General features: G+C 46.2%; 23 protein-coding genes and 1 pseudogene. 9 read left to right on the forward strand and 15 right to left on the reverse strand.

The window, feature by feature from the left end; genetic code table 11:
* The first annotated feature begins 5 nt into the window (after positions 1–5).
* The 3 genes from QUA53_RS16305 to plsY all read left to right on the forward strand — a co-directional run bounded on the left by QUA53_RS16305 (position 6) and on the right by plsY (position 2,579).
* Positions 6–398 carry a DUF3119 family protein gene (locus QUA53_RS16305; protein WP_333098475.1) on the forward strand — a complete coding sequence of 131 codons (393 nt, stop codon included), beginning with the start codon at positions 6–8 and terminating at the stop codon, positions 396–398.
* 58 nt (positions 399–456) lie between these two features.
* Positions 457–1,788, forward strand: a complete 1,332-nt coding sequence (locus QUA53_RS16310) for a DUF3086 domain-containing protein (protein WP_333098476.1) — start codon at positions 457–459, stop codon at positions 1,786–1,788.
* A gap of 110 nt (positions 1,789–1,898) precedes the next feature.
* Entirely contained in the window at positions 1,899–2,579 is a 681-nt protein-coding gene (plsY, locus tag QUA53_RS16315; protein ID WP_333098478.1) for a glycerol-3-phosphate 1-O-acyltransferase PlsY, read from the forward strand.
* Between the two features lie 97 nt (positions 2,580–2,676).
* Here the strand turns inward: plsY and QUA53_RS16320 are convergent, their stop codons facing one another.
* Positions 2,677–3,462: a calcium-binding protein gene (locus QUA53_RS16320; RefSeq protein WP_333098479.1), complete on the reverse strand. Its 786-nt coding sequence runs from the start codon at positions 3,460–3,462 to the stop codon at positions 2,677–2,679.
* A 177-nt stretch (positions 3,463–3,639) separates the two neighbouring features.
* On the opposite strand from QUA53_RS16320, the gene QUA53_RS16325 reads away from it, so the two are divergent.
* Positions 3,640–6,036, forward strand: a complete 2,397-nt coding sequence (locus QUA53_RS16325) for a bifunctional serine/threonine-protein kinase/ABC transporter substrate-binding protein (RefSeq protein ID WP_333098481.1) — start codon at positions 3,640–3,642, stop codon at positions 6,034–6,036.
* Positions 6,037–6,072: 36 nt separating this feature from the next.
* Here the strand turns inward: QUA53_RS16325 and proC are convergent, their stop codons facing one another.
* The 8 genes and pseudogenes from proC to der all read right to left on the reverse strand — a co-directional run bounded on the left by proC (position 6,073) and on the right by der (position 12,544).
* A complete protein-coding gene (proC, locus tag QUA53_RS16330; RefSeq protein WP_333073056.1) occupies positions 6,073–6,918 on the reverse strand; it encodes a pyrroline-5-carboxylate reductase in 846 nt (281 codons plus the stop codon).
* A gap of 206 nt (positions 6,919–7,124) precedes the next feature.
* Positions 7,125–7,742, reverse strand: a complete 618-nt coding sequence (locus QUA53_RS16335) for a cell division protein SepF (RefSeq protein ID WP_333098482.1) — start codon at positions 7,740–7,742, stop codon at positions 7,125–7,127.
* A 117-nt stretch (positions 7,743–7,859) separates the two neighbouring features.
* Positions 7,860–8,525 (reverse strand): YggS family pyridoxal phosphate-dependent enzyme, encoded by a 666-nt coding sequence (locus QUA53_RS16340; protein WP_333098485.1) that lies wholly within the window; start codon positions 8,523–8,525, stop codon positions 7,860–7,862.
* A 72-nt stretch (positions 8,526–8,597) separates the two neighbouring features.
* Complete coding sequence (gene pipX, locus QUA53_RS16345; RefSeq protein WP_006634205.1) at positions 8,598–8,867, reverse strand: transcriptional coactivator PipX; 270 nt, start codon at positions 8,865–8,867, stop codon at positions 8,598–8,600.
* Between the two features lie 60 nt (positions 8,868–8,927).
* Complete coding sequence (gene acpS / locus QUA53_RS16350) at positions 8,928–9,368, reverse strand: holo-ACP synthase (RefSeq protein ID WP_333098488.1); 441 nt, start codon at positions 9,366–9,368, stop codon at positions 8,928–8,930.
* Positions 9,369–9,537: 169 nt separating this feature from the next.
* Positions 9,538–10,533: a CbiQ family ECF transporter T component gene (locus QUA53_RS16355; protein WP_333098491.1), complete on the reverse strand. Its 996-nt coding sequence runs from the start codon at positions 10,531–10,533 to the stop codon at positions 9,538–9,540.
* Positions 10,534–10,711: 178 nt separating this feature from the next.
* Positions 10,712–10,951 (reverse strand): annotated as a pseudogene (locus QUA53_RS16360) (four helix bundle protein); the annotation flags it as partial.
* A gap of 231 nt (positions 10,952–11,182) precedes the next feature.
* Positions 11,183–12,544 (reverse strand): ribosome biogenesis GTPase Der, encoded by a 1,362-nt coding sequence (der, locus tag QUA53_RS16365; RefSeq protein WP_333065638.1) that lies wholly within the window; start codon positions 12,542–12,544, stop codon positions 11,183–11,185.
* A gap of 356 nt (positions 12,545–12,900) precedes the next feature.
* Here der and QUA53_RS16370 point away from each other — a divergent pair, with 356 nt between their 5' ends.
* Positions 12,901–13,488 carry an acireductone dioxygenase gene (locus tag QUA53_RS16370; protein WP_333098494.1) on the forward strand — a complete coding sequence of 196 codons (588 nt, stop codon included), beginning with the start codon at positions 12,901–12,903 and terminating at the stop codon, positions 13,486–13,488.
* A gap of 92 nt (positions 13,489–13,580) precedes the next feature.
* Here the strand turns inward: QUA53_RS16370 and QUA53_RS16375 are convergent, their stop codons facing one another.
* The 4 genes from QUA53_RS16375 to QUA53_RS16390 all read right to left on the reverse strand — a co-directional run bounded on the left by QUA53_RS16375 (position 13,581) and on the right by QUA53_RS16390 (position 16,842).
* Positions 13,581–14,399, reverse strand: a complete 819-nt coding sequence (locus QUA53_RS16375) for a hypothetical protein (protein WP_333098495.1) — start codon at positions 14,397–14,399, stop codon at positions 13,581–13,583.
* A 428-nt stretch (positions 14,400–14,827) separates the two neighbouring features.
* Positions 14,828–15,301 carry a DUF732 domain-containing protein gene (locus QUA53_RS16380; protein WP_333098497.1) on the reverse strand — a complete coding sequence of 158 codons (474 nt, stop codon included), beginning with the start codon at positions 15,299–15,301 and terminating at the stop codon, positions 14,828–14,830.
* A 209-nt stretch (positions 15,302–15,510) separates the two neighbouring features.
* Positions 15,511–16,125: a cupin domain-containing protein gene (locus QUA53_RS16385; RefSeq protein ID WP_333248964.1), complete on the reverse strand. Its 615-nt coding sequence runs from the start codon at positions 16,123–16,125 to the stop codon at positions 15,511–15,513.
* Between the two features lie 147 nt (positions 16,126–16,272).
* Positions 16,273–16,842 (reverse strand): sigma-70 family RNA polymerase sigma factor, encoded by a 570-nt coding sequence (locus QUA53_RS16390; RefSeq protein WP_333098499.1) that lies wholly within the window; start codon positions 16,840–16,842, stop codon positions 16,273–16,275.
* 623 nt (positions 16,843–17,465) lie between these two features.
* Here QUA53_RS16390 and QUA53_RS16395 point away from each other — a divergent pair.
* The 3 genes from QUA53_RS16395 to QUA53_RS16405 all read left to right on the forward strand — a co-directional run bounded on the left by QUA53_RS16395 (position 17,466) and on the right by QUA53_RS16405 (position 21,949).
* A complete protein-coding gene (locus tag QUA53_RS16395) occupies positions 17,466–18,680 on the forward strand; it encodes a DUF4331 domain-containing protein (RefSeq protein ID WP_333098500.1) in 1,215 nt (404 codons plus the stop codon).
* Positions 18,681–18,775: 95 nt separating this feature from the next.
* A complete protein-coding gene (locus QUA53_RS16400; protein ID WP_333098501.1) occupies positions 18,776–20,182 on the forward strand; it encodes a hypothetical protein in 1,407 nt (468 codons plus the stop codon).
* 261 nt (positions 20,183–20,443) lie between these two features.
* A complete protein-coding gene (locus QUA53_RS16405) occupies positions 20,444–21,949 on the forward strand; it encodes a HoxN/HupN/NixA family nickel/cobalt transporter (protein ID WP_333098502.1) in 1,506 nt (501 codons plus the stop codon).
* 120 nt (positions 21,950–22,069) lie between these two features.
* On the opposite strand, the gene QUA53_RS16410 is transcribed toward QUA53_RS16405, so the two are convergent.
* Positions 22,070–22,507: a DUF6918 family protein gene (locus QUA53_RS16410; protein ID WP_333040283.1), complete on the reverse strand. Its 438-nt coding sequence runs from the start codon at positions 22,505–22,507 to the stop codon at positions 22,070–22,072.
* A 370-nt stretch (positions 22,508–22,877) separates the two neighbouring features.
* The gene (locus QUA53_RS16415; protein WP_333098504.1) at positions 22,878–23,060 is read right to left on the reverse strand and encodes a hypothetical protein; all 183 of its coding nucleotides are present in this window, start codon (positions 23,058–23,060) and stop codon (positions 22,878–22,880) included.
* A gap of 372 nt (positions 23,061–23,432) precedes the next feature.
* On the opposite strand from QUA53_RS16415, the gene QUA53_RS16420 reads away from it, so the two are divergent.
* Positions 23,433–25,064 carry a Ycf66 family protein gene (locus tag QUA53_RS16420; RefSeq protein WP_333098505.1) on the forward strand — a complete coding sequence of 544 codons (1,632 nt, stop codon included), beginning with the start codon at positions 23,433–23,435 and terminating at the stop codon, positions 25,062–25,064.
* Positions 25,065–25,167: the final 103 nt, after the last annotated feature.

The following is a 25,167-nucleotide window of genomic DNA, read 5'->3' on the forward strand; positions in this document are numbered from 1 at the left end:
AACCCGTGAATACCACTGCCTCTTCGACTGCGCCGACAAGTACGATCGAACTCGCTCCGAGTTATGCGATTCCCCTAGTCTTGGTACTGGCGGCCGTACCGCTGCTGTTTGTTCAGAAGTGGGTGAGTTTGCCGCTTTCTGTGTTCGGATTGTTTCTGATGTACCAAGCCGCCACCCTCCGGCTGCAATTTACCCCAACAGATTTGGACATTTATCGAAAGTCCAACTTAATCCGCCGCTTTCCTTACCGAGAATGGCAAAATTGGCGGATATTTTGGCCCGCTGTGCCGATTTTGTTTTATTTCAAAGAAATTAACAGCATTCACTTTCTGCCGGTTCTGTTCGATCGTAAAATGCTACAGACCTGCTTAGAACAGCGCTGTCCCCGTCAAGACTAAAAAAGTTGTTAATTTTAAATTTTTAACTTTTCCATGCCCACGCCGAACAAAATTTCCCATGAATTCAGACGAATCTCCAACCCAAGAACCGCAATCACAACCAGCCGCCCCAAGCGGTGACGGCGAAGTCGATTTACCCGTGAATGAGACGGAGTACCAACTTCCATCTCATTCACTGGATTTGTCGATCGAGCTTCAGGAGTCCGCCGCCCAACTCCCGGGCGAAACAGACCTGCCGCTGGGCGAGGAAGATGCCGAAATCGCCCAATTCGTGGACGAAGCAGGCGCACTCGCCCAAATTCCACCCAACACCGACGATCGCGAATCAGAAAATCCGATCGCTCAAATCGATCCTCCCAGCGACTCCCCGCCAGCAGCAACCGCAGACACGGTAACGCGCTTATCAGAAAATGTTACCGAACAGTTGGCAGAGAGAGTGAAAGAATTGCAGCAGCAAGAACAAAATTTGACTGAAAAAATTGCAGCCTTGGAAGCCGACAAAGCCAATGCTATAGAAGCGTTGGGCCAGGCTCAAGCATCGATCGGGCGTTTGGTACAAGACGGCTTGATTCAATTAGATCAGCGCAAACAAGCGCTACAAATCGAAGTAGAAAAACTCGAACGCCGGCGCGATCGAATTCAAAAGGAAATGCGCACAACTTTTGCCGGCGTTTCCCAAGATTTGGCCATTCGAGTCCAGGGTTTTAAAGATTATCTAGTAGGCAGTTTGCAGGATTTGGCCGCCACCGCCGAACTCTTAGATTTGACGCCACCAGTGCAAGAGACACCCAAGCAAATTCCTGCTGAGGAGTCTCAATCCTCAGCACCAGTAAATCCCAAATTTGCCGAACAGGGATTTCAAGAACAAGCCAAACAAATTCGCCGCACCCTCGATCAATACCGCACTCTCCCGGACTACTACGGCCCGCCTTGGCAACTTCGCCGCACTTTTGAACCCATCCACGCGGAACGAGTTTCTAACTGGTTTTTCACCCAAGGAGGAAGGGGTGCTTTGCGGACTATGGGTTCGCGCTTGCAAAATATCTTGATTACTTCGACTATTATTTCTGTACTCAGAAGTGTATACGGCGGACGGGTGCGGACTTTGGTACTCGCCAACAGTCCCGAACGTTTGGGAGAGTGGCGGCGGGGTTTGCAGGACTGTTTGGGCATTACTCGCAGCGATTTTGGCCCAGAACGGGGGATTATTATGTTTGAGTCTGCGGAGGCTTTGGCTCAAAAAGCCGATCGACTGGTGAAAGATGGCAAATTGCCACTAATTGTCATTGATGAAACTGAGGATTTAATTAGTTTGTCAATCCTGCAATTTCCGTTATGGCTGGCATTTGCTGCCGATCCGCAAACTTTAATGGCTGCTAAGGATTTTTGATTGGCTAATTGCTAATTGCTAATTGCTTGCTAATTAGTAATTAGCAATTAGCAATTATGCTAGGGGAAAGGTGGCAAATTTTAAAAGTACACAAAATCTCAAAGTAAAAAATGACTAGCTGGATAATTTTAAATGGCGCACTGCTAATAGCAGCTTATCTGCTGGGTTCGATTCCGACGGGGTACGCCTTGGGGAAATGGATGCTGGGAATTGATATTCGACAGGTTGGTTCGGGTTCGACGGGTGCGACTAACGTACTGAGGACTTTGGGGAAGTGGCCGGGGTTGGGGGTGTTGCTGGTTGATGTGTTGAAGGGGGTAAGTGCGATCGTCCTAATCCGCTATATTTACTCTCTCACTTTTACCAGCCAGCTAGCAACCGCAGCCGGTTTAGAAAATACTGCAACTGTCCTCCCTTGGATGGCAACTTTGGCGGGTTTCTCTGCTGTTTTGGGCCACAGCAAATCAATCTGGCTGGGGTTTACAGGCGGTAAATCTGTTGCTACGAGTTTGGGAGTTTTGCTGGGTTTGTACTGGCCTGTTGGTTTGGGAACTTTCGGAATTTTCGGGATAGTATTTGCGGTATCGCGAATTGTTTCTTTAAGTTCGATTATCGGGGCAATTAGCGTGGCTGGATTGATGTTTGTTTTACATCAGCCGCTGGCTTATGTATTGTTTGGACTGGCTGGCGGCGTATTTGTAATTGTGCGGCACCGGAGCAATATTCAGCGTCTGTTGAATGGTACGGAACCGAGGATTGGAGAGAAATTGGAAACAGCAGCTAGCGATTGATCGGTAGTATTGTTGTACCGCTGGTTGCAGATTACCATTTCTCTGTCCAATCTTCGATTTAAGCTTTTGCAGGAGGCTTTGCAGCGCATTCTACAGCTTAGAATCCCCGAGCAGAGATAATACTCCCTTGAATCTCAGCCACACTTACATTTGCCACAAAGCCTACTATGTCGCCGGAATTCCTAACTTTAATTAGAGTGCCTTGACTCTGTATCGGTTGAGGATCGAATGCACCTGGCGCGAAAACTTGATTGAAACTTTCTGGTGCATCAAACCCCAATAAGAGTGTCACGTTTGTCACGTATTGCAAGTCTACATCGCTAGCAGTCAAACCGCCTGCCAATCCAATTCGATCGCCACCTACTCTGAAACCGGCAATAGCATCGGCATTATTGACATCTGTAACTCCGGGTTCTGCTTGGAGGACGTACAAGTTGCTGCCCCCGATTTTGATTGAATTATTTTCATTCAAGGCGGCTAAAAAGTCGCGACCCAAACCTCCCACCAGAGTGTCATTTCCGTTACCGCTGGCTAAGAAATCATTGCCTCTACCGCCCAAGAGAATATCGTTTCCCGCATCACCCGTAAGCAAATCTGCATCTTGACCGCCGCTGAGAGAGTCATTTCCCTCATTTCCTTCAAGTAGATCTATTCCTTTTCCCCCAAATAAAGAATCGTTGCCCAACTCCCCGCTGATAATATCTTCCCCTTCATTGCCCGATATCAAATCATTAGCTGTTGAGCCGGTGACTAGATCGTCACCTCCTAGCATCCAACCTCCCAAAGGAAAATTAGTTGCATCTGCCATCGACAAAGTAACGACTTCGGATGTATTGTCGCCAATTAATCGCTGCTGTTCTGACGGATCGGGTTTTAAAGCCATAAAAAATTTCCGCGTAAAATCTCAGATGTCAAGATGATTAAATAAGCAGTTCTCAAAGTCAATTCATAAATTCATAGCTTTGAGTTCATAAAAGTCATAACTTTGAGTTCATAAAAGTCATATTTGTGGTAAAATCAACACCAAGGGGTGCAGCGAGTCGAGAAAATAAAACAATTTATGTGTCTGAATCCAGGGGATATTCTGCGCGATCGCTACCAAATTATCGGTCAATTAGGTGAGGGAGGATTTGCCAGAACCTATACGGCTAACGACGCTTTAGGCCACCCCGAAAATCCCCTGTGCGTCGTCAAGGAAATTGGGCCTCCTCCATCGAAAGATCCCGATGTTTTGCACAGGGCACAGGTGCAATTTGAAACAGAAGCTGAATCCCTGATATCTCTGGAACAGTGCTCGCGCATTCCCAGGTTAATCGAGCACTTTCAAGAACAGGGAAGATTTTACTTAATTCAAGAATATATTGCAGGAAATCCGCTGAACAACGAGATCGGTTCAGGCAGGCAGTTTAGGGAATCAGAAGTTATTGATTTATTGCAGGATATTTTAGAAGTTTTAGATTGCGTCCACAAAAAACATATTATTCACCGCGATATTAAACCGTCAAACTTAATCCGGTGCAACCGCTCCGGCAAAATTGCCGTGATTGACTTTGGGGCAGTCAAAGGTATTAGCAATTTGGCGATTCAGGGCGGTCAAATAACTCAAACTCGCGTCATCGGTACTGAGGGTTATATGCCGGCGGAACAGTGGAAAAATCAGCCAAGATTTAACAGCGATATCTATGCTGTGGGAATCATCGGGATTCAAGCGATCGCAGGTTTAGATATTGCAGATTTTTTCAACCATCAAAAAACTGGCGAACTCGTCTGGCATTACTCCACTGACGATCGCCCGATGGTACAAATTAGCGACAAGCTAAAAAAAGTTTTAAATAAGATGGTGCGCTACCACTTTAACGACCGCTATCAATCCGCTGCTGAAGTGTTACAGGATTTGCGAGCGCTAACAGGATTGCATTCACCACCACCGAAACGCAGGCTGTTTTCTCGATCGATCTTTGGCTTGTTGCCATTGGCAGTTGCGGGAATGACAGCGGGACTGGCAGCCCCTATTTTTTTACGCACAATTACACCTAAAACTTGTCCTTTAATCCAAGGAGATGCTGTGAGTTGCGGCGAAGAAATCCTAGTAAAAACTTCTTCACCTCGGTTAAAGCAAAAGGGAGTTGAGGAATTTGCCCAATCTAATTATCAATCTGCTTTTGATTTATTCAAAAAATCCTGGAACGAAGAAGACAGCATCGATCCCGAAACTTTAATTTACATGAACAATGCTTTGCTGAAGGCTAAAAATGCTGATTATTACACAATTGCTGTTGCGGTTCCCATCCTGAGAACTCAGGATGGTTCTATAATTAATGCAGATTCGGCAAAAGAAATTTTGCGCGGCGTGGCCCAAGCCCAAACACAAGTTAATTTAGGATTAAGCGCTGCTAATGAGAGGAATAACAGCTTTCCCGGTCAAAGCTTTCTCGACGCCAAAGCTATTAACGAAAAAGGCCTGAGAGTCATCATTGCTGACGATGCGAATCTCAAAACAGAGGCCATTAAAACAGCAAATGCACTGGTTAAACAGCCGGATATTTTAGGAGTGGTAGGTCACTATGCCAGCGAAATTACCCTATCAGCAGTAGATATTTATGACCAAAATAACCTGGTTTTGATTTCTCCGGGAAGCACAACGGAAGAACTGACAGAAAAGCATCGAAAAATTTTCTTTCGCACATCCTATTCGAGTCGGTTTGCTGCTCAAAGTTTAGCAAAGTATCTGCGATCGGTAGGCAAAAATCAAGCGACAGTTTTATACAATCCCGGCAGTTCGTCTGGTTCTTATTTTACACAAGCTTTCAAACGGCAGTTTCAAGATGACAAAAAAGCAAAAATAGTCAGAATTCGCGACTTTGATTTATCCAAAAATGAATTCAACGCCCAAACAGCTTTAAATCAAATCCAGCGCACAGGGGAAACTGCGATCGTGTTATCTCCAGACGGTCAAATTACTAATTCATTAAATAACGCTATCGCAATGGTTAAAGCCAACCGCGATCGCAATTGGATAGCCGGAATTTGGGTACTCTACAAGTGGAGAACTTTGGAAGCCGTATCCCAGTTAAAATCTTTTGAAAAACTAATCGTGTCTGTCCCCTGGCATCCCTTAAGCAGTGTTAATAAAAAATTTCCTCAACAGGCTAAAAAGTTGTGGGGAGGAACGGTAAATACCGATACCGCCTTAGCTTACGATGCAACTATTGCACTGATTAAGGCAATGGAAATGCAGCAGCAGCCCAGCCGCGAAGGAATGCAAAAAACGCTTTCTCTTGCGAATTTTATTGTGGAAGGAGGAACAGGAACTATTCAGTTTGGAAAGAATGGCGATCGCAAAAATCCCCCCAGCGAATTGGTGCATATTGTCAAGTGTCGAAAAGAACAATTCGGTGTAGCTTTTGTTCCCGTCAAGTATCCGACAGCAAAAGCGGCAGGTTTAAAATGCGATTGAACTCATTTTTGATTGTTTCTGTGCGTCATTCCTGACTTATTTCCCTAATTCTTGAGAACGCAAAGAAGCTGCTTTCACTGCTTCGATCAGTGCCGAACGAAAGCCGTTACTCTCTAATTTAGCAATTCCGGCAATAGTTGTGCCACCGGGACTCGTAACTCGATCTTTCAATTCTGCAGGGTGCATTCCTGTTTCTTGCAACAGTTTCGCTGTACCGAATACTGTTTGCAAAGCTAATTGAGAGGCGATCGCCCGTGGCAAACCAGCACAAACCCCCCCATCTGTCAAGGCCTCTATCAAAATTGCTACATAACCAGGCCCGGAACCCGAAAGCCCAGTCACCGCATCGAGCATACTCTCAGGTACTTCTACCACTTCTCCTACGGCCTGAAAGATGCGCTTTACTAATTCTAAATCAGCCGGTTGCACGAGTTTTCCCGGAGCGATCGCGCTCATTCCCGCCCCCACCGTCGCCGGAGTATTCGGCATCACCCGCAGCACTCCCCGCCCGGGAAAAGCTGGTTCTAGCTTGCTCAGTGGCACTCCTGCCAAAATCGACACTACCAGTGCTTCTGGCTGGGAATTAGCCGTTTCTCCATTATTTCCCTGTTTGCGATCGCCTGCCACGGCCAATTCCAAAGCTACCGTATCAAAAACTTGCGGTTTAATCGCCAAAAACAGCACTTCTGTAGCTGCAGCAACTTCTAGATTGCTGGCTGTTGTTCCAATCCCGTATTTGTTAGTCAAAAACTCGCGGCGCTTTACCCCTGGCTCGCTCACCAATATTTCTGAAGGCAAATAAACTTTTTGTGCAATTAAGCGGGATAAAAGAGCTTCTCCCATTACCCCGCCGCCGATCGTACCAAATTTTATGTTAGTCATTAGTCATTAGTCACTTGTCACTTTTGAGTTATCAGTTGTCAGTTGTCAGTTGTCAGTTGTCATTGGTTACTTAGTTGTTAGCTAATGTTATTAATCCGCAGTGTTTATTCCACAGTTATTAGTTGTTAACTATTGACTACTGATTACTAACTACTGACTACTGACTACTGACTGCTCACCACTGTCAACTGACTACTAACTACTAACTACTGAGCGATGGGAGCTTGTTCTGCCGGCCAGACTGTCGGTGCAGGAGCAGCAGGACGAGGGCGTCCTTGAGCAGGAGGCACTTCGTGAACCACACCAGACTGAGTTCTCACCTGCACGCAGCTAGGCGTAAACAAGAAAATACTTTCGCCAATTCGCTCTTGATGACCGTCAAGGGCATAAGTACCGCCCGCCACAAAGTCCACAGCTCTTTGCGCTTGGTCTGGGTCCATCACCGTCAGGTTCAAAACCACAGACTTCCGTTCCTTAAGAGCTCGAATTGCTGCCGGCATCTCTTCAAAAGTGCGCGGCTCCATTACTACTACTTCCGAAATCCCGTTCATAGCTCCAGGCATTCCTATCACGTTATTCATTACTGACCCTACTCCGCCGGTTGGTGCAACGACATCCATACCTGTCGATCCTACTACTGACCGCTCTCGCATTCTACGATTTTGACGACGTTCTTCTTCGGCTGCTGCTACGGCAGCGGCGTTGGGTTCAGGCGCTTGGTAGAAGTTCTGATAGCGCTCCCCTTCCGTTTCGTCGTACACGTCATCGTACTCAGGCTCATTGTTGATGCCTACAAAATCTCGCAGTTTAGAAAAAATATTCATGATTCACGCTCCTTCACGACTTTGCTGCCCCGACTATACTCGCGTTGCGCGTTAGTCGCGGGTGGCTGACTATTCTATATTTAACCCAAATTGTCTTTATCAGAAGATTTCAATTACTTATCCCCTCCTAGAGCCAAATAAGGTTTGTCCTAGCCGTACCATAGTAGCACCTGCTTGAATTGCCAAATGATAATCTCCCGACATCCCCATCGAGAGCTGCTGCATTTGAATGCAGGGCAAGTTTTGCTGCTGGATTTTCTGTGCAAGTTCGCGGGTGCTGTTAAATAATTCTAGGATTTGCGAGTCATCTAATCCCAGCGGAGGAATTGTCATCAAACCTTGAATTTTGATATGCTGACATTTGTTGAGTTCTGGAAGGTCGGCAAGCAGTTCTGGAACGCTCCAGCCGTATTTGTCCGGGTCGGGCAACATTTTGACTTGCAGGCAGACTTGGGGAGAGCTCGACTGTTGGCCCGCCAAGCGCGAAAGTCGCTGAGCAATTTTTAAATTGTCTAGAGAATGAATCCACTGGAAGTGATCTAGGGCTTTGGTGGCTTTGTTGGCTTGCAAGTGGCCGATCAAGTGCCAGTTGATATCCGGTAAATCTTGCAGTTGGCTTTGTTTTTCGGCAGCCTCTTGAACCTTACTCTCGCCAAAATCCCGGATACCGGCGTCGTATGCTTCGCGGATAGCATCAGTCGGTACCTGTTTGGTAACGGCAATTAACCGCACTGATTCGGGCAAGTGTTGGCGAATGCTGTGAATTCGAGAGGCAATGGTCATGGGTACTCAATGCTGGGAACTGGAGGGAAGGAAAATTAAGACAGTTACCTATTACCAAGTTACTGATTTTCTTTATTGAAATGTTCGCTGGTGAATGGTTTGCAATTGGTCGTACTCCTGATATTGACCGCTGCGACGCAGGGTTCGCAGGCGAATTTCGACCATGAGGCGAGCGTCGGAGCGGCTGATTGGTTCAAATCTCAGCCCGCCTGGGCCGTTTGTCACCAAAAAAAACAGGCGCTGGGCGTATAGGGTGGTAAATAATTCTTGGCTGTCTTCAACCTGGGATACCCTGAAGAGGAGGCCAAAGTTTGGATGATTCAGGTAAGTTTCGGTAGTCATTCACGCTCACAATCGATCAATTTTAGATTAAAGATTTAGATTTTAGATTTTAGTTTCGCTCTATCGCCCGACGGCGTTGTTTGACGGCGGGATACAAAGAGCGATAGCCGTAGCCGTGCAATAGTCTCCGTCATGGCTGAGGCTCAATTGCCACTGGCAATTTCCCCAAACAGAGGCTTGTGCTGCTGCGGTTCCGTGGAGTTGCACGTTGGGAGCACCGTTTTCGGAGCGCCGAATTTCCACATCTGCATACCGTATTCCCCGCCATCCCGTCCCTAGAGCTTTGACAACGGCTTCTTTTGCTGCCCAGCGCCCTGCTAGTTGGTTGCAGGAAACTCGATTCATTTTACCTTTAATGCTGCTGTGTTGAGAATTTAGTGACCTACAATCCCTTTGTTCGGCGGGCGTGTAAACTTTTTCGAGGAAGCGATCGCCAAACCGGTCTAATGCGGCTTGTATGCGCGGAACATATACGATATCTGTCCCAAGATAGATGTTCAAGGTCTTGGTTCTCTAAATATTTTTCTCCATTACTTTAGCAGGACTGTCGCGCACCAGACAAAACTTACTCAAATTTAGGCCCGTACTCCAAACCCCGCTCGAATCAGTCCTTCCCAATTCTTCAATCTCAAATCTAATCAATCAATCAATCAATCTAAAATCTAAAATCTTAACTGTCCCAACCCCAAACCAAGCGCGCGCTCCAGAGGAGGAGCAAGCAGCCGAGGGCGATCCAGTCTCGGATTTTCAATTGCAACTGGTGCCATTCTACACGGTGTCGATCGGGACTGGTGAAGCCACGAACTTTCATGGCGCTGGCTATTTGTTCAGCTCGCAGGAGCAAGTTTTCTAACAGCCGCTCGGCTATCATCAACCAAACTTGAGCGGCGCGGCGAAATCCTAGTTTTTTCCAGTTTATGGCTCTAGTGCTGACCGATCGCACTAAATTTTGTATTTCTTCCAATACTAGGGGAATGAATCGCAAAGATAAAGTTAATGTTAAGGCTATTTCGGTAACAGGCCAGTTCAAGCGGCGCAGAGGCTGCATTAAGTTTTCAATCGCGGCGGTGATTTCTTCGCTGGCTGTGGTGAGAAGGTAGAGGTTGGTGCTGTAAATTACTGTAAAAAATAGGGTGCTGACGTTGATAGCTAAATCTAGGGATTTGCGGGTGATTTTAATCGGACCTTGTTTGAATAAAACGTAACGGTAGTTTGTGGGTTGGGGGAGTTGATTTGGGCTTTGGGCTTTGGAAGTGGGGATTGGAGAGTTTGAGCCTAAATTAAAAGGTTTGTACCAGGGTTTTGGTTGGGGCGGGGGTGGAAGAGTTGCGGGCTGTTGGGAAAAGGTTAATTCGTCGGCGGGGATGCGGGGCTGGTGCTCTGAGGGGAGTCCGTCGGGGGCGATCGCGCTGAGGCAAAATACTAAAATGCAGAATAGCAGCAGCATTCCCATTTGCTGTTTCCACACCCGCAAGGGAATTGCTGCAGTTAGTGTCAGTACGATTAACATTCCTACTAGCATCAAGCGCCAGATGGGATTGGCGAGTATTGGCGCAATCAGAAATGTCATCAACCAGGCTAGTTTTACGCGGGAGTCTAGCCGGTGAAGCCAGGTTACGGGTTGTTCTAGATAAAGTCCAATAGGGAGCGATCGAAGTAAATCCATCTTGATATTTTAGATTTTAGATTTTAGATTTTAGATTGGGGATTGTTTGATTGTTTGATTGGGGATTGTTTGATTGTTTGATTGGGGATTGTTTGATTGTTTAATTTATGATTCTTTGATTGAGGGTTGGGATTCTTTGATTTTAACTTGGCAATTTTTGTTGAAATTTGAGATTTTTTTATTTGCGATTTGCTGTTGGGTTTTTAGCAATTAAAGTTTTGATGGAGGCAACTGTCATCGCTAAAATTTCATTCGTTTCTGACATGATACTCCTCAAATCAGCGACCTCTACTAATTTAGCTTCAACTATCAGCTCCATCCAGTAAAGACATTCATCTGCTTCTTCTTCCACTATTCTGAGTTTGGCAATTAAGTCTGCTGTTGACCTAGCGCGACAAGCTGCTCGATAGTTAGCCCCGACAGAAGTTCCTCAACGAATTAACTGCTTGCCAATTACCTCAGAAACGGTATTTTTGGGCAGTGAACTTACTAACTTAATCACTCTTAATGCTAGCTGCTTCGTTCTTTGTTTAAACTCTTGTTCGTTCATCGGATATTTAGATTTTAGATTAAAAAATTTGCTGTAATTGGCAAGCGATTATATCATATAACCGCCTTTTTTCTTCAATCTAAAATCTAAAATCTAAAATTACTTGACGCGCAGTGCTCTGTTTGTTGTACTCATTTCTGTGGCACGAACTTTTTTGCCTCTCCAAAGTAGTCGCATTGGTGTACCGGTAAAGCCTAGGTGTTTGCGGAATTGGCTTTCCATGTAGCGGCGGTAATTTTCGGTGAAGCGTTTGGGATCGTTGACAAATAGGGCGATTGTCGGTGGCTGCGATCGCACTTGAGTACCGTAATAGATTTTGCCTTGTTTTCCTTGGCGGGTAACTGGGGCTGAGTGCCAGCTTGTGGCTTCTTCTATGACTTCGTTAATCACGGCGGTAGTGACGCGGCGCTTGTGTTCGTCGGAGGCTTTGTCTACTAATTCAATGATTTTTTCAACTCGCTGTCCAGTCATGGCGCTAACAAAAATCATTTCTGCCCAGTCGAGGAAATAAAGTCTGGTTCTTACTTCTCTTTCGTACTCGTAGATGGTGTCGGAGTCTTTTTCTACGGCATCCCATTTGTTGACGACTATGATGCAAGCGCGACCTTCTTGGCTGATGCGATCGGCTAATTTTTGGTCTTGATCCGTAACCCCGTCAATTGCGTCAATTACTAGCAGTATAACGTTGGCGCGGCGGATGGCTTTGAAAGCGCGGTTGATGCCGAAAAATTCTGCACCGTATTCAACGTTTTTCTTTTTGCGAATGCCTGCCGTGTCAATGAGCCGGTAGGTTTGACCGTTGCGTTCTACTAAGGTGTCGATCGCGTCGCGGGTTGTGCCGGAAATCGGGCTGACTATGGCGCGATTTTCTCCGAGAAATGCGTTTAACAAACTCGATTTGCCGACGTTGGGACGACCGATAATGGCTACTTTAATTTCCTCAACTTCTGGTAATACTTCTGTGGGAAGGTAAGTAATTAATTTGTCAAGCAATTCGCCGGTGCCGTTGCCGTGAATGCCTGAAATTGGGTAAGGTTCTCCTAGTCCCAATTGCCAAAAGTCTGCTGCTTGGGTGAGTCCTGTATTTTCCGATTCGCACTTGTTGACGGCGAGAATGACGGGGACTTTTTGCAGTCGCAGCCAAGATGCGATCGCTTCGTCGCCACCGGTGAGTCCGGTTTTTCCGTCTACTACGAAAATGGCTGCGCTGGCTTCTGCGAGGGCCGCCATTGCTTGTTCGCGAATTAAAGGCAGAAATTCTGTTTCGTCGTCGAATACTAGCCCGCCGGTGTCTACGACTTGATATTCTCGATCGCCCCAGTATGCTGGTCTGTAAGTGCGATCGCGCGTGATTCCTGGTTCGTCGTGGACGATCGCGTCTTGGGTGTTGGCTAAACGGTTGACGATCGTCGATTTGCCTACATTGGGGCGTCCAATAATAGCAACTATAGGTAGAGACATAAAAGTAGCAGCAATTAGGCTGCGCCGTAATTTTGAGGTTTAGTCTTGTATTGTAAGCTAATCTGACCGGAATTTTATAGATTGAGCCTGTGTTTCTGTCTTTTCATGCTGTAGGCGCTGTTTTACCGATCGCCCGTTTAAACATCGAACCCTAAAAAATAGCCACATCCTATGGATCTGCATTCCCAGCCAGACTCTGAGAATTAGAAATAAAACTTAAATAACTCAACAAATCATCTCATGTTTGGTAATTCTTTGATGATTGTGAAGGTAGATATAGGATTTTAGCGATCGGCTATTATTGGAAATAAGCAGGAGTTTAGTTTTTGACGAAAGCTTAAAACAGCAGCTTAAAAATGGAAACTAAATTTCCCTCAAAGCTCAACACATTAGGTGGTAATATGGCTGTTCTGCAACTAGAAGACGGTAGAACATATACGGAGATCCGGGCGATCGCGAGTCAACTGGCAGTTTTAAATATTGAGATCGATTCCCTGCCCACAAACGAAAATCCGGCGTTTCAAGAACTGCTCGTTCAAGACATTCTCAATGTTACAGAAAAACAGCAGATTCTCGCAGCCTTTAATAGCGAGTTTGAACAGTTCAAGCGCGCCAGCGGATATCGGTGGTGCGACTTAAAAGTGCTGCATCCAGGTTCGCAGCAGATTTACGCGCTGATGACTCAAAGCGATCGCACTCATACCCACACAGATGCAGAAGTTCTTCACATTTTAGCTGGGGAATGCGTTTTTGGGTTTGTGTATTCTAACGGCTCTCAGGTACAATTAATGCTGCAAGCTGAAGAATACATTAAAGTTCCTGCCAATACCGAACATTGGTTTTATCTCACTCCGTCTCTGTACTTGAAAGCCTTGCAGTATTACACCACGGCTCAAGGTTGGGTTCCTCAGTATACTAACAGGAAACTAAAAATTAAAAACTAAATGTAGGGTGCGCTTCGGCGCACCTTCCTCTATCAAAATAGGCAATTAAAATGGCGACTCAACAAACAAAATCTCTCTCTAAAAGACTAAGATTAAATGCTCTCTGCTTCATGAGGTGTGGCCATTTCAATTTCTTCGCAACGCTGCAAAAGCGCTTCTATTTCCTGAGCCAAAAAAATTACTTCCGGCCAAGAAGATCCGTTAATTAAATCTTGAGCGTGAGCTAATTTGTTTCTCAATGCTTCTGCTGACTTTAAAAAACGCTCCCCATAGCGTTTGGATTTGAGCCCCAGCCGATCGACTATTTCAGCAGAAGTCAGGATTAAATCTCGCTTGTCGCAGAATTGCAGGTAATCGATTAAGTCAATTGCTTCATTTCGCGATCGCCCCAATTCCCAAAGGTGTTTTGCTGCTAAGATGCGATCGCCTTTCAGCAATTTCTGCCAAGAATCTTGGGGAAAATAAATCCGCACGATCCGCAATAAATTCATTTCCAAAAGCGTCACTAATCCAAACAGCAGCATCCGAACCGGTGCTTTTTGCAAATCGCCACAGGTAACAATCCCGTCGATCCTGTTGCTTTCCAATACAAATAATCTCGGTTTTTCTCGCAGCAGCGGCAGCAATTCCATCAAAGGAGTGGCGGCGGCGATTAATTGTGAGGGGTGAAAAATTTGCTGGTAGTCGCTGCACTTGCCTTTACCTAAGTGCGATCGTTCTACATAGCCGCAAACCGTGCCGTTTTCTTCGATCCCGATCACGTCAAAATCGCGGGCTTCCATCCACGATCGCAATTTGGCTGCATCATCGCAAGCTGGGACAGATTTCAGCGGTTCCGCGAGGTATTTAACTGTAATGCTATCTTTGAATAAATCCCGCAAGTCGGCGGAACTTGATTTTAAATGTTTCATCTCATGTCCGGTAATTTCATGAATCGTTGCGCGACAAGAGGACAATTCATATTGTAGCTGCAAGTGAAGACGCCGTATTACCGTGGGAGAATCTCAGTTTTGTAAAAAGGGTTTTTTAGGAGTGCGATCGTCCTTGCACTCCTGTAAAATCCAAACTGAGATGCAGCCTTACCCAAGGCGTGTCAACAAACACGTTAAACCCTCAGTCTCGCAGCGCTTGAAACCCCTACCTCAAAGCGAAAGTCCTCTTGCATAGGACTGAGAAAAATACTTTTAAACTTATTCTTATTAGTCCTCTTCAGAGGACTTTAGCTATGAGACAGGGAATTCATTCCCTGGCGGAATGCCGGGTGAACGGGAGGAATGGCGGACTAAAAGCTTAAGTTGACACTAATATGCCTTACCATGTCCCTACAGATTTCATGATATTACTTACTGGCTAATTCCGGGCAATAATGATTGGCGGCAAGGGTGGTAATAATATCGGCATCGGCGAGAAAACTTTCTTTGAGACTTGGATTGTCGATACTGGCAGCTTGCCCGATCGCTCTTAATTTAACTTCCGGCAGAGAAACTCCAGATTTTACTTCCGCACACATTCTTTTAGCGGCCGCAATTTTTTGACCGGGCGCCCTTTGGATTGCTTGCAGTAAATTGTCCGTTGCTTCGGGAGAGTAGCTTTTTGCTAAGCGTTTGTAGTCTTCGAGAAATTTCCCATCGTTTCCTGTCAGCTTAATGTCGGATTCTTGAGGCGAACACAACAAATTTAAGTTAATTACTTCGCCCGCTGAATTAACAAGAAAACATCCTTCGCGTTCTTGGGCGATCGCGCTTTGGTTGCTGGGTACAAATTGTATAATAACGGCGGACAGAACAGCAGTTAAACAGGAGTGTTTTAGCATGGGAATTACGTGATATATTGGGAATTTTTAACCGCATAATGCGGAGCAATATGGCGTTATTGAGTTAGAGCGTGTCCGGTAAATTAACCGAAATACTTGGAAAGGCTAGTTTCAGCAACCCTCTATAATTTCTACTAAAAATCGGCATACATAAACCAGCCCCGACTAAGCGAAAAGAAATCATTGCAGGGAAATCAACCGACATAATATCAGACGAACATTTCGTTGTCTAGGGAAGTTTTCATTAACAGCAAACATCCCCCTCGTGTGAGGGGCGAATGTGTGGAACCGGGAACCGATCGAATGTAGTCGCCTTGATGGCAAATTTCCCCTTCTACAATTAAGTCTCCTTCTAATACAAGCACTTCCTCCGAGGCAGCGTGTCGGTGCAGGGGAAATGTTACTCCAGGTTCTAGTCGCATCAAGCAGGTAAGTTCGCGCTTTTTTTTGTCAATGTAAAGCTTGCCGAACGAAACTCCCGGAACTTTATAAGATTTCCATTTGACCTCGTGCGATCGCACGATTAAAGATGGAGTATTGTTCTCCGTTGGGGAGGTCACAATGGGCTTTAAATTGACTGATTCTGTCGGAGTTGGCTGCTGTTCGGCTATGCGCTGGAACAGGCGGTTTTTGAGGTCGGGTGCGACGGGAACTGGGGGGGCTGTGTAGGCGATCGCGGCAATTGCCGCTTCAAAAGCTGCTAATTCACTTGTCAGTTCTGCGGACTCTTTCAATTTCTCTGCAAATGCGCCGCGTTCTGACTCGTCGAGGGTATCGAGAGCTTGAAGGGCTGCAAGGATTTTATACTCCTCGTCTGGCATCATTTCCATCTGTTTTCCGCCATTAATTGTAATTCAGCCTAAGTTGATTTTAAATTTGAGATTGGTCGGCTGCCCTCGCACTCAAGATAGATGATGGGAAATGGTAGAATTTTAGATTGTTAAAAAACAAAATTTAAGTTTTTTGACAGTCTAAAAAAATTGTTCGCTCAAAGCTTGACGCAATTTGGAAATACCCAATCGAATTCTGGTTTTGATTGTACCTGTCGGGATACCAGTTTTAGCTGCGATCGCCGTGCAAGTCAGCCCTTGGTAGTAGGCGAGTTCGATCGCCTCTTGCTGTTCCTTTGGCAGTTTTTCTAAGGCTGCTTTGACTTGTTCGCTGCGTTCTTTAAACATTGCATCTTCCATCGGTTCTGCAACGCTAGAGATGGGTATCTTCGCATCTTCCAGACAAGCTTCAGCAGCCCGGACTGTTCGCTGCATCGCTCGCAGGCGATCGAGGGAACGACTGCGCGTAAGCATGAACAACCAGGTATCTGCTCGACTGCGAGAAGGATCGTAAGTTGCTGCTTTTTGCCAAATTTGGGAAAAAACATCGAGTACAACTTCTTCAGCTTCTTCTACCGAACCCAGAATTTTGTAAGCGAGAGCGTAACTTGGGCGACCGTAGCGATCGTAAAGTTTAGCTAATGCCGTTTGGTCTTTCTGGGCAATCTGCACTAAAAGCAGCGATTCATCGCCTGACTTCTGGCCTGTCATTTCAGTGTACCCAAAATTTTTGTTTTGACGGCACAGATCCAAAATTAAAATTTCGGCGTATATCACTACAGAACATAATTGTAAGTTTGAAGTCTGAGGTACAACCTGGAGTATGCCTTTTCAGGATAATTTTGTCGTGCTTTGAATTTTTAAAATCCCAAGTTATCTTGAATTTTACCACCTGATTAGTAATTTTTTTGAGACTTAACAATCCGCTTGATGCAGAAAGAAGAAATGCGCTCAGCCTGAACAGTCAAACCACGGCCATTTAATCGTTCCTAAGCTTGGGAATGCTCGCTGCCAAGCAGAGCCTGGGAACCCATATAAGCGATGCTCTGGTTCCACTAGATCGAATGAGGCTCTGTCTCGGATCGGGCATTCCCAAGCAGAGTCCGGGAACGAGTAAATCCTCAATAACACACTTTTTTACATAAATTAGTCTGGCAGCACAGATCCAAAATTGCCAAACCTTCGTATACCACCAATAGGAGAAGGCTCAGCAACAGCGCAAAAACGCCACAGGTTGACAGATTTCAACCTGTTGCTACAAAAGTAAAACCCGCGACTGCGGGGTATTTGCCATTGATTTGTGCAAAAAATTCATTGAAATAAAGGTGCTAATTGTGAAGCTCACAAAAAAAATTCGCCGAACCATACTAGCTATTGAAGTAGCTCTAATTGCTCTATTAACTCCAGGGATAATTGTCGCTTCCGACCACGACGACGGCGAAGTAGATATCAAAGGTCGCGCTGTAAATTTAACTGACCTGTACGTATATCGCGAAAAAGACCAAAACTCCGGTGCTGCGGACGGGGATTTAGTATTTACCATGAATTCAAATCCCAGGTCTGTTGCCCGTTATCAATATTATTTCAGCACTACAGCCCTCTACCAATTTCACATCACCCAGGTAGGTGACGTGAATTCTACACCTACTGGACGCTCTGATATTATCTTGAGGTTTGCCTTCAGTCCGCCTAACAATCAAGGTATGCAAGCGGTAGCTGTAACGGTTGTTCGCGGTGGCTCGGAGACAACTACTAAGACTACAGTTAACGGCGGGTTAATTGCCACAACTCCGCTGAATTCTAATGCTGTTTTGAATACAGTACCTGTGGGCGGTTCTAACTTGACTGTATTTGCCGGTTTGCGGGAAGACCCGTTTTTCTTTGATGTGGAACAATTTTTCCGAGTCCGCGCTGGGGCTTTAGGAACGGGACCGAAAGTAGGTTTCAAGCAACCCAACCAAGCTATCGACTTTACTAAAGGTTACAACGTCAATACAATTGCCGTGCGCGTTCCGAAAGCGTTTTTGCAAGCAGGAACTGGGGCGAATACTTTTGATGTTTGGTCAACAGTTTCGATTCGCGATGGAGCTGGCGGTTTCAAACAATTCGAGCGTTTGGCGAGACCTGCAATTAATGAGGGTTTGATAGTTACTCCCGCTTATCTGGAAGCATTCAATAATATTCCTCCGAGATCGGATTTGAGCGCTGCTGCTGCTCCGGTGCGGCAGGAAGCTGTTGCTACCCTGAATGCTGTGGATCTTTTGGACGGCAAGGATAACGTCGATCCAAATGCGATCGCTGGAGCTTTCTTACCCGATATCATGCGGATCGATACCACAAAAACCAGCGGCTACGCTAGCGCTACAAATGCTCAAGGAAGTTTGATCGGAGGTCGTATGCTGATGGACGACGTTATTGATATCACTCTGGGAGCTTTGGTGGGTTCTCCGGTTGGCGATAACGTTTCATATAACGGAACTCCGGGAAATCCGGCTCAGGGACACAAACCTTTAGAACCGAATTTTCCTTATTTGGCTTTGCCTAATTAGTCATTAATCCTTAGTCATTAGTCATTGCTTAGTGGCTAATGACTGATCGGAGATGCTTTTTTTAACCGCAGATGAACGCTGATTAACGCGGATGTATGAAAACAAAAATAGGACAAGGAATAAAATCGGATGTTTTCGGGTGGTGGCTGCTGATAGTGGTTCCTTTAGTTGGGATAGTAGTAGTAAATTTATCTCCTAATTTGCGTTTTATTTCCGATAATGTTTCTAACAACAACCCAAAAAATCTAGATACTAATTACCGCTATCATTTCTCGGAAAGTTTGAGAAATAATCCCAATCAAAAGGAAGCAATTGAGCAAGAGATTGCTTTTTACCAGCAGCGATTGGCTGTTGATTCCCGCAGCGGTTTGAACCGGGCGGCGCTGGCGGGATCTTATTTGAAAATGGCTCGCGCTACTGGGGAGGGAGGTTGGTTTTTATTGGCAGAACAAGCGGCTCAAAGGTCGATCGCCGATTTGCCTTTTGACAACAAAGGTGCGCTGTTAGTTTTAGCTCGAATTGCCGAGGCCAGACATGATTTTGCTACTGCTTTGCGCTTTGCTAAACAGGTGGGTTCTGACAATGAAGATGCGATCGCCCTTTCAGTTACATCTCACTTAGCCACGGGTAAAGTGAGCGAGGCAAATGCAGCCGCAGAAGCCTTAGTTAACCGGATTCCTAACTTGGGTTCTCTCACTTTAAGAGCTTTAGTGAGAGAGTCTGAGGGCCGAGATGCTGAGGTTTTGCAGGATTACCGCCAAGCAATGGCGGCGGAGGAACCGGGAGAGGTTGCTGGTTCGGCGCGGGCCCGATCGCTCTTGGGTCGATTTTACGCGCGTCGCGGGCAGTTTGTGCAGGCGAAAGCGCTGTTTTTGGAGGCGCTGCGGTTGGCGCCGCGATACCCGCTGGCGCTGATTTATTTGGCGGATTTGGAGACGCGGCAGGGCAATTATCGCGAGGCGGAAGGCTATTACAGCAAGGTTTCTGCGTATTCTGGTGGGGTTGCGACTGTGTTCGATCGCATTGTCGATCGCGGTATGGCGAGAGTTAAAGAGTTCGAGGGAGATGCGATCGAATCCCGGCGACTTCGGGACAAAGCAGAAGCTGGGCTGCGACAGGAACAGGTTTCTGGATCTACCGGTTTTGGCCACCGCAGGGATTTGGCAACTTTGCTGCTGGAAAAAGGTCGAGCGCAGGATGTTGCGGAAGCGTTGGCGTTAATGCAGGAGGAGGTGAAAATTCGGCGGGATGCGGTGACGCTGGATACTTTGGCTTGGGCGCTTTCGAGTGCTGGGGAATGGCAAAAGGCCGATCGAGTGATGGCCGAAATAATACGATCGGGGATTCGGGATGCGGGGATGTTTTACCGGGCTGGTGCGATCGCCCGGACTTTAGGAAAGGATACCGAATCTCGCGCTTATTTTCAAAAGTCCAAGGAAATTGACCCGAGTTTTGACGAGCGATCCCGCCAAGCATTGGGCTTGGGAAGTTATGAATTTTGAGATTAACTAATAGCAGCCATCCTGCCAAGTTCGCTATTCCGTCAATCCGCCAGGGGTTGAAACCCCTGGCTAAAAGCTTAAGTCCTCTTGCATAGAACTAAAAGATTTCAATAAAAAGTAGAAAATCTTTTAGTCGGTTTCAACCGACTTTCGCTATGAGACGGGGATTTCAATCCCCGGCGGGCTTGCGGGTAAGCGCGCCGGAAAATGCACAACAAAAACAAATAATTCATCCAAAAAATACTAACTAAACAGGTCTTTATGCCGTACAAACTTAACCGAATATCAAAATTATTCATCCTATTTTTTCTAACACTTTCATTCTCACTAACAACCTCAACCAGACCAGTTTACTCGCACTGGTCAGACTTATCCGTAGCAGAAATAGTAGTCAACGATTTGCAAACCGAAATAACATTAACATTCCCAACCGGCTTAACAAACTTCGCCGACGACAATCGAGACAGCCAGCTACAACCTGCTGAAGTTCGCAGCCACAAAACACAGCTAGAAAAGTTTTTCAGCCAACAAATCCGCCTCACCAACAGTAGCAACATTCAAGGCACCGTAGCAGTAAAACCGCTAGAAATAGCAGCTAAAACCGCCAGCTTAATCCAGCAGCCGAATACCCACAGCACCTTAATCTTAAACTACATCTGGCCCGCACCTTCTCAAGATAAAACCCCCCGTTTACCTGACTCAGTTTCCATCTCCAAACCAGAGAAATTGCGTATTAATTACAATCTGTTTTTGCCCGAAGTTCCGACAGCTAGCTGCCAAGCTACGATTGTACAAGCCGGTGCTGTAAAAAGCTTTGTATTTACGCCACAAAACCGGGAGTTTTTGTTAGCAGGAAAGGAATCTATCTGGGATTCGGGTTGGAGTTTGCTGCTCGCAGTAGCGGGAGCATTTGCTTGGGGATGCGTGCACGCGATGTCGCCCGGACACGGAAAAACTATAGTCGGCGCTTATTTAGTGGGTTCGCGGGCTACTCCGATACACGCTTTATTTCTAGCAGCGACGACTACAATTACTCACACGGCCGGCGTGTTTGCGGTGGGCGGAATTACTTTGTTTGCTTCTAACTTAATTGATCCAGAAAAATTAGATCCTTGGCTGAGTTTAATCTCAGGTTTATTAGTAGCCTTCATCGGGCTTAACTTACTATTATCAAAAATCAAAACAAGGTTGGTAGTGAGGACTGAAATTGTCAAAAAAATCAAAAGTAAAATTTTTAATAATAAAAACTGGTTGCTAAGGACTAAAGTCTTTACTGCCGAATGTGAAGAACCAGTAAATCTTTTGAGTAGAGGAAGTTGGGAGCGAGAATTTAAGCCTGTAAAACCCGATATATCTCACCACTACCACCATCACGGAGACGGCCGGATTCATTCGCATTTGCCTCCCGGTGCTGAGGGTTCTGCTATTACTTGGAAAAGCTTATTAGCATTGGGAATTTCCGGCGGTTTGTTGCCTTGTCCTTCCGCTTTGGTGATGCTGTTGAGCGCGTCGGCTTTGGGCAATGTTGGTTTGGGAATGACGCTGGTGGTAGCCTTTAGTTTGGGATTGGCTTTGGTGCTGAGTGCGATCGGATTGATTTTAGTTTATGCCAAACGTAGTTTTAATAAACTGCCAAAACAGATAACAGCAGTCAAATTTCTGCCGGCGATTAGTGCGATGTTTGTAATGTTTTTGGGGTTGGGAATTACCGGACAGGCGATGTTGAAAATATTGGCTGCAAATCAGTGGGTAATTGGCAATGGATAAGCATAAAATTAGGACTCTCCCTCTTAGCTACAAACTTACGAATAAGTCTGATTGTAGATACCCGATTTCTGGAAGAAGCCGGGTATCTGGGTATCCTGTTTTTTAGCCGTTGCTCACTTATCAGGCCGCACTATGTTTATTAATAATTTGGGCTAAATCCGGTACTCCCTTTTCTACGTAAGTCTTAGCTGAGGGGCGGAGTTTGGCATAGGCGCCTTTAACCATCCCTCTTGTGCTTTTCTCGACCCTTTTGTCACTTATCTGGAGCAATTCGTCTGCTACTTCACCTTTTCTTTGAGCAAAATATTCGACTGGGTTGCCATTGTTTACGGCTTCAGTCCACATCGGATCGAGTGCGATCGAGATTTCTGGCAGAAGTTGATCGACGACTTGGGCGCAATAGTCAGCCCGTATCCCCTTGACAGTAGAGTAGGCAGCTTTAAGAGCCATACCACCCAATCCTGACGCTGCAGCAACTTGTTGGTCTATCAACTTTACACAGTCATCAACAAAAGTTTCTCTGTGGTTTTCATTCAAGAGAATATCGCTAAGTCCCATTTTCACTTTCCTTGATTTAATAGTCAATGTGCTTATTAGCTTTAAGCTCAATCTGACATCATATATCTATTTTGAGTCTTTACTCAAGGTTTCCCAAGTTTTTTAAGGTTTAAATGTGTCTATGACACAACCTAATGTTGAGATTTGTTTAGTATGTTATGGGAATTAATGTTCTATCTGCTACTAATTATTTGCCTAGGGTTTGTAGTCAGGGCTTTAGTCTTTATTAGGTGATATTAATGAGGACTAAAGCCCTGACTACAAACTGATGAGTTGTGAACAGTCACATAAAAAAGAGAACAGGTCGAAAAAAATATTAGAAAGGCTCTGCCTAAGTCCGATCGCACTTGCAGGTATCTTGCACCTATCATTACGATTGGACGTTCGGCTTGAGTGCAGCAGGTACTGCAACGATGGGAAGTTTCTGGGTTTGAGCCGGGCGATCGCTCGATCCCAATACCAAATTTTTCGGTAACGGCGCGGAAGTGCTTAGTCCGGGAAATATGTGAAGCGATAAGGTTAAGCCGGCCGCTAATAATAGTTTTTCTAACATGGCATTGCCTCCAATACATATGCCCTAGGGCATAATTCCTCTTACACCTACAACATATAAACATCCTCAGTGGCTTGGTGCGATCGCACTGGCATAGTTTAAGTGACATCTATCACCACTGAGGAGGGGGTGATGGGGATGGGGGGTGTGGGGATGGGGGGTGATGGGCAGTAGGGAGCTGGGGGAGAGTGGGAAATCTTTCCTCGCACTTCTGGCGTCAACATCCCTTGAAAGTGTTAAATTCCTTACACTGGTTCGTTGGCAAACTTCCCTACAAATCAAGAATTGTCCTAGAGAAAGAAGCCGTTGAGTCTCTCTCAAAGGTAGAATTAGCGCGTAGAAGTTATTTGACACAGCGGAGGTACCGACAATATGCTTGCATACATTCTGGCGTTGGCGGTCGGTCTAGGCAGCTTCAGTATTTACATGGCGGCCTTCTTTTTTCCAGAAGTGCACCGCAAAAGTGATTTTACCTGGAGCGGGGTAGGGCTTTTTTATGCGTTAATTTTATGGGCTTGTGCGGGACGAATTACTGGTGCTCTCCTGCTTGGTCAAATGGCGGGCGTGGCGATGTTGGGCTGGTTTGCCTGGGAAACTTTGACTTTGCGCCGGCAGGTGACGCCCGTTGCTGAGCAAACGCCGATTCCTCAGTCGGCAAATTTGGCTGCTGCAGGCGTGCCGTTTGCTGGCTTGTTTGCCAAGAAAAAAGAACCCGTAGCGAAAAAACCTAAGTTTGTTCGATCGCCCAAACCGAAAACTGATGTGGTTCCAGCACCCACTCTGGATAAGGGCGAGGTAAAGCTAGAGGAACAGCCGGCGAGTCCCCCCATAGCTGAAAGTATTGCTGAAAGTTCGATCGCTGCGACGGCTGAAAGTGCGATCGCCCCTGAATTGAAAATCCCCGACTCGAAACCACCTGCAATTGCCGAAATACCAGTGTTTTCAGTCGAAACTCTTGCTGCTGAGACTTCACAACCCCTAACAGAATCAGCAGCCAGCAGTTTCACTCCTCCACCTCTACCTCTAGAAATTTCAGAAATAGCCGTTGCACCAAGTGTGGAGCCAGCAGAGGCTCAGCCAGAACCTCCACAGCAGCCAGAAGCAGATGATTTTGACGAGGAAACAGAATGGAGGACAGCCGTTAAAGAGTCGCAGGCGGCAGCGGCAGCGGCGGCGGCCCCAACTCCTCCTACTCCTCCTAAACCAGCTAAAAAATCCGGCGGTTTCGGAAGTCTGTTCGGCAATTTCAAAAATAGTCTCGGCGGTATGTTAGGACTCGGTGCGGGTAAAAACAAGTCTGATGCAACTCCCCAGACGCCAAAACCTTCAGCTACTCCAGAATCGATCGCACCTGAATCTAAAATAACGGCAACTCCTGCACCGGGTATCGACCAAATTCTCGAATCTGAATTAGCCCAGGCGGCTGCAGAAGTGGCAGCCGAAAGTAGCAACACTGCTGTTGAAACAAGCCTGGGAGTGCCGTTTCCCACTGATGTTGAAGCAATGGCCGAGTTGATGGGGGCAGACACCGCGAGTTTTGACAAAATAGGGGAAACTCCGATCGAAGATCGATCGTCCGCTGAAATCGAGACACCGCTGGCTGCGGTTGGTGAAGCGGAAGCAGCAGCAGGCGTACTAGAAGCAGAAGCCCCTGCTGTATCTCAGGAAACCCAGACACCGCTGGCTGCGGTTGGTGAACCGGAAGCAGCAGCAGGCGTACCGGAAGCAGAAGCCCCTGCAGCATCGATAGAAATGACTGTGGTGGAAATTGCAGCGCCTGTAGAGATAGAAGTACCGGGAGAACCTGGGTTGAGCGTGCAGGTGGAAAGGGTTTCAGTATCAACGATCTCGATCGAATCAACAGGTGAAGAACTCTCTTCTGAGGCAGAACAAACTGAATTGAGTCCCCCGAATCCCCCCGATCCGAATCTAGTCGAAACTGCTAAACCTGCCGCTGAATCCAAGTCGGAGAAGGTGTCCGGCGAAGATAAGCCGTCATCTTGAGGCAGAAAGTAAAAGGTAGAAACCAGAATTTTTTTTTATTCTGCCTTCTGCCTTCTTACTTTTTACTTTTTACTTCTTACTTCTTTCTTCTGCCCCCTTCCTT

The organism is Microcoleus sp. Pol12B3, from assembly GCF_036701355.1.
Taxonomy (GTDB): Bacteria; Cyanobacteriota; Cyanobacteriia; order Cyanobacteriales; family Microcoleaceae; genus Microcoleus.

What these genes read in the sequence shown, in the direction of transcription:
- QUA53_RS16310 (WP_333098476.1), top strand. Translation starts at nt 457, where the DNA reads ATGAATTCAGACGAATCTCCAACCCAAGAACCGCAATCACAACCAGCC.
- plsY (WP_333098478.1), top strand. Translation starts at nt 1,899, where the DNA reads ATGACTAGCTGGATAATTTTAAATGGCGCACTGCTAATAGCAGCTTAT.
- QUA53_RS16320 (WP_333098479.1), bottom strand. Translation starts at nt 3,462, where the DNA reads ATGGCTTTAAAACCCGATCCGTCAGAACAGCAGCGATTAATTGGCGAC.
- QUA53_RS16325 (WP_333098481.1), top strand. Translation starts at nt 3,640, where the DNA reads ATGTGTCTGAATCCAGGGGATATTCTGCGCGATCGCTACCAAATTATC.
- proC (WP_333073056.1), bottom strand. Translation starts at nt 6,918, where the DNA reads ATGACTAACATAAAATTTGGTACGATCGGCGGCGGGGTAATGGGAGAA.
- QUA53_RS16335 (WP_333098482.1), bottom strand. Translation starts at nt 7,742, where the DNA reads ATGAATATTTTTTCTAAACTGCGAGATTTTGTAGGCATCAACAATGAG.
- QUA53_RS16340 (WP_333098485.1), bottom strand. Translation starts at nt 8,525, where the DNA reads ATGACCATTGCCTCTCGAATTCACAGCATTCGCCAACACTTGCCCGAA.
- pipX (WP_006634205.1), bottom strand. Translation starts at nt 8,867, where the DNA reads ATGACTACCGAAACTTACCTGAATCATCCAAACTTTGGCCTCCTCTTC.
- QUA53_RS16355 (WP_333098491.1), bottom strand. Translation starts at nt 10,533, where the DNA reads ATGGATTTACTTCGATCGCTCCCTATTGGACTTTATCTAGAACAACCC.
- der (WP_333065638.1), bottom strand. Translation starts at nt 12,544, where the DNA reads ATGTCTCTACCTATAGTTGCTATTATTGGACGCCCCAATGTAGGCAAA.
- QUA53_RS16370 (WP_333098494.1), top strand. Translation starts at nt 12,901, where the DNA reads ATGGAAACTAAATTTCCCTCAAAGCTCAACACATTAGGTGGTAATATG.
- QUA53_RS16375 (WP_333098495.1), bottom strand. Translation starts at nt 14,399, where the DNA reads ATGAAACATTTAAAATCAAGTTCCGCCGACTTGCGGGATTTATTCAAA.
- QUA53_RS16380 (WP_333098497.1), bottom strand. Translation starts at nt 15,301, where the DNA reads ATGCTAAAACACTCCTGTTTAACTGCTGTTCTGTCCGCCGTTATTATA.
- QUA53_RS16385 (WP_333248964.1), bottom strand. Translation starts at nt 16,125, where the DNA reads ATGATGCCAGACGAGGAGTATAAAATCCTTGCAGCCCTTCAAGCTCTC.
- QUA53_RS16390 (WP_333098499.1), bottom strand. Translation starts at nt 16,842, where the DNA reads ATGACAGGCCAGAAGTCAGGCGATGAATCGCTGCTTTTAGTGCAGATT.
- QUA53_RS16400 (WP_333098501.1), top strand. Translation starts at nt 18,776, where the DNA reads ATGAAAACAAAAATAGGACAAGGAATAAAATCGGATGTTTTCGGGTGG.
- QUA53_RS16405 (WP_333098502.1), top strand. Translation starts at nt 20,444, where the DNA reads ATGCCGTACAAACTTAACCGAATATCAAAATTATTCATCCTATTTTTT.
- QUA53_RS16410 (WP_333040283.1), bottom strand. Translation starts at nt 22,507, where the DNA reads ATGGGACTTAGCGATATTCTCTTGAATGAAAACCACAGAGAAACTTTT.
- QUA53_RS16415 (WP_333098504.1), bottom strand. Translation starts at nt 23,060, where the DNA reads ATGTTAGAAAAACTATTATTAGCGGCCGGCTTAACCTTATCGCTTCAC.
- QUA53_RS16420 (WP_333098505.1), top strand. Translation starts at nt 23,433, where the DNA reads ATGCTTGCATACATTCTGGCGTTGGCGGTCGGTCTAGGCAGCTTCAGT.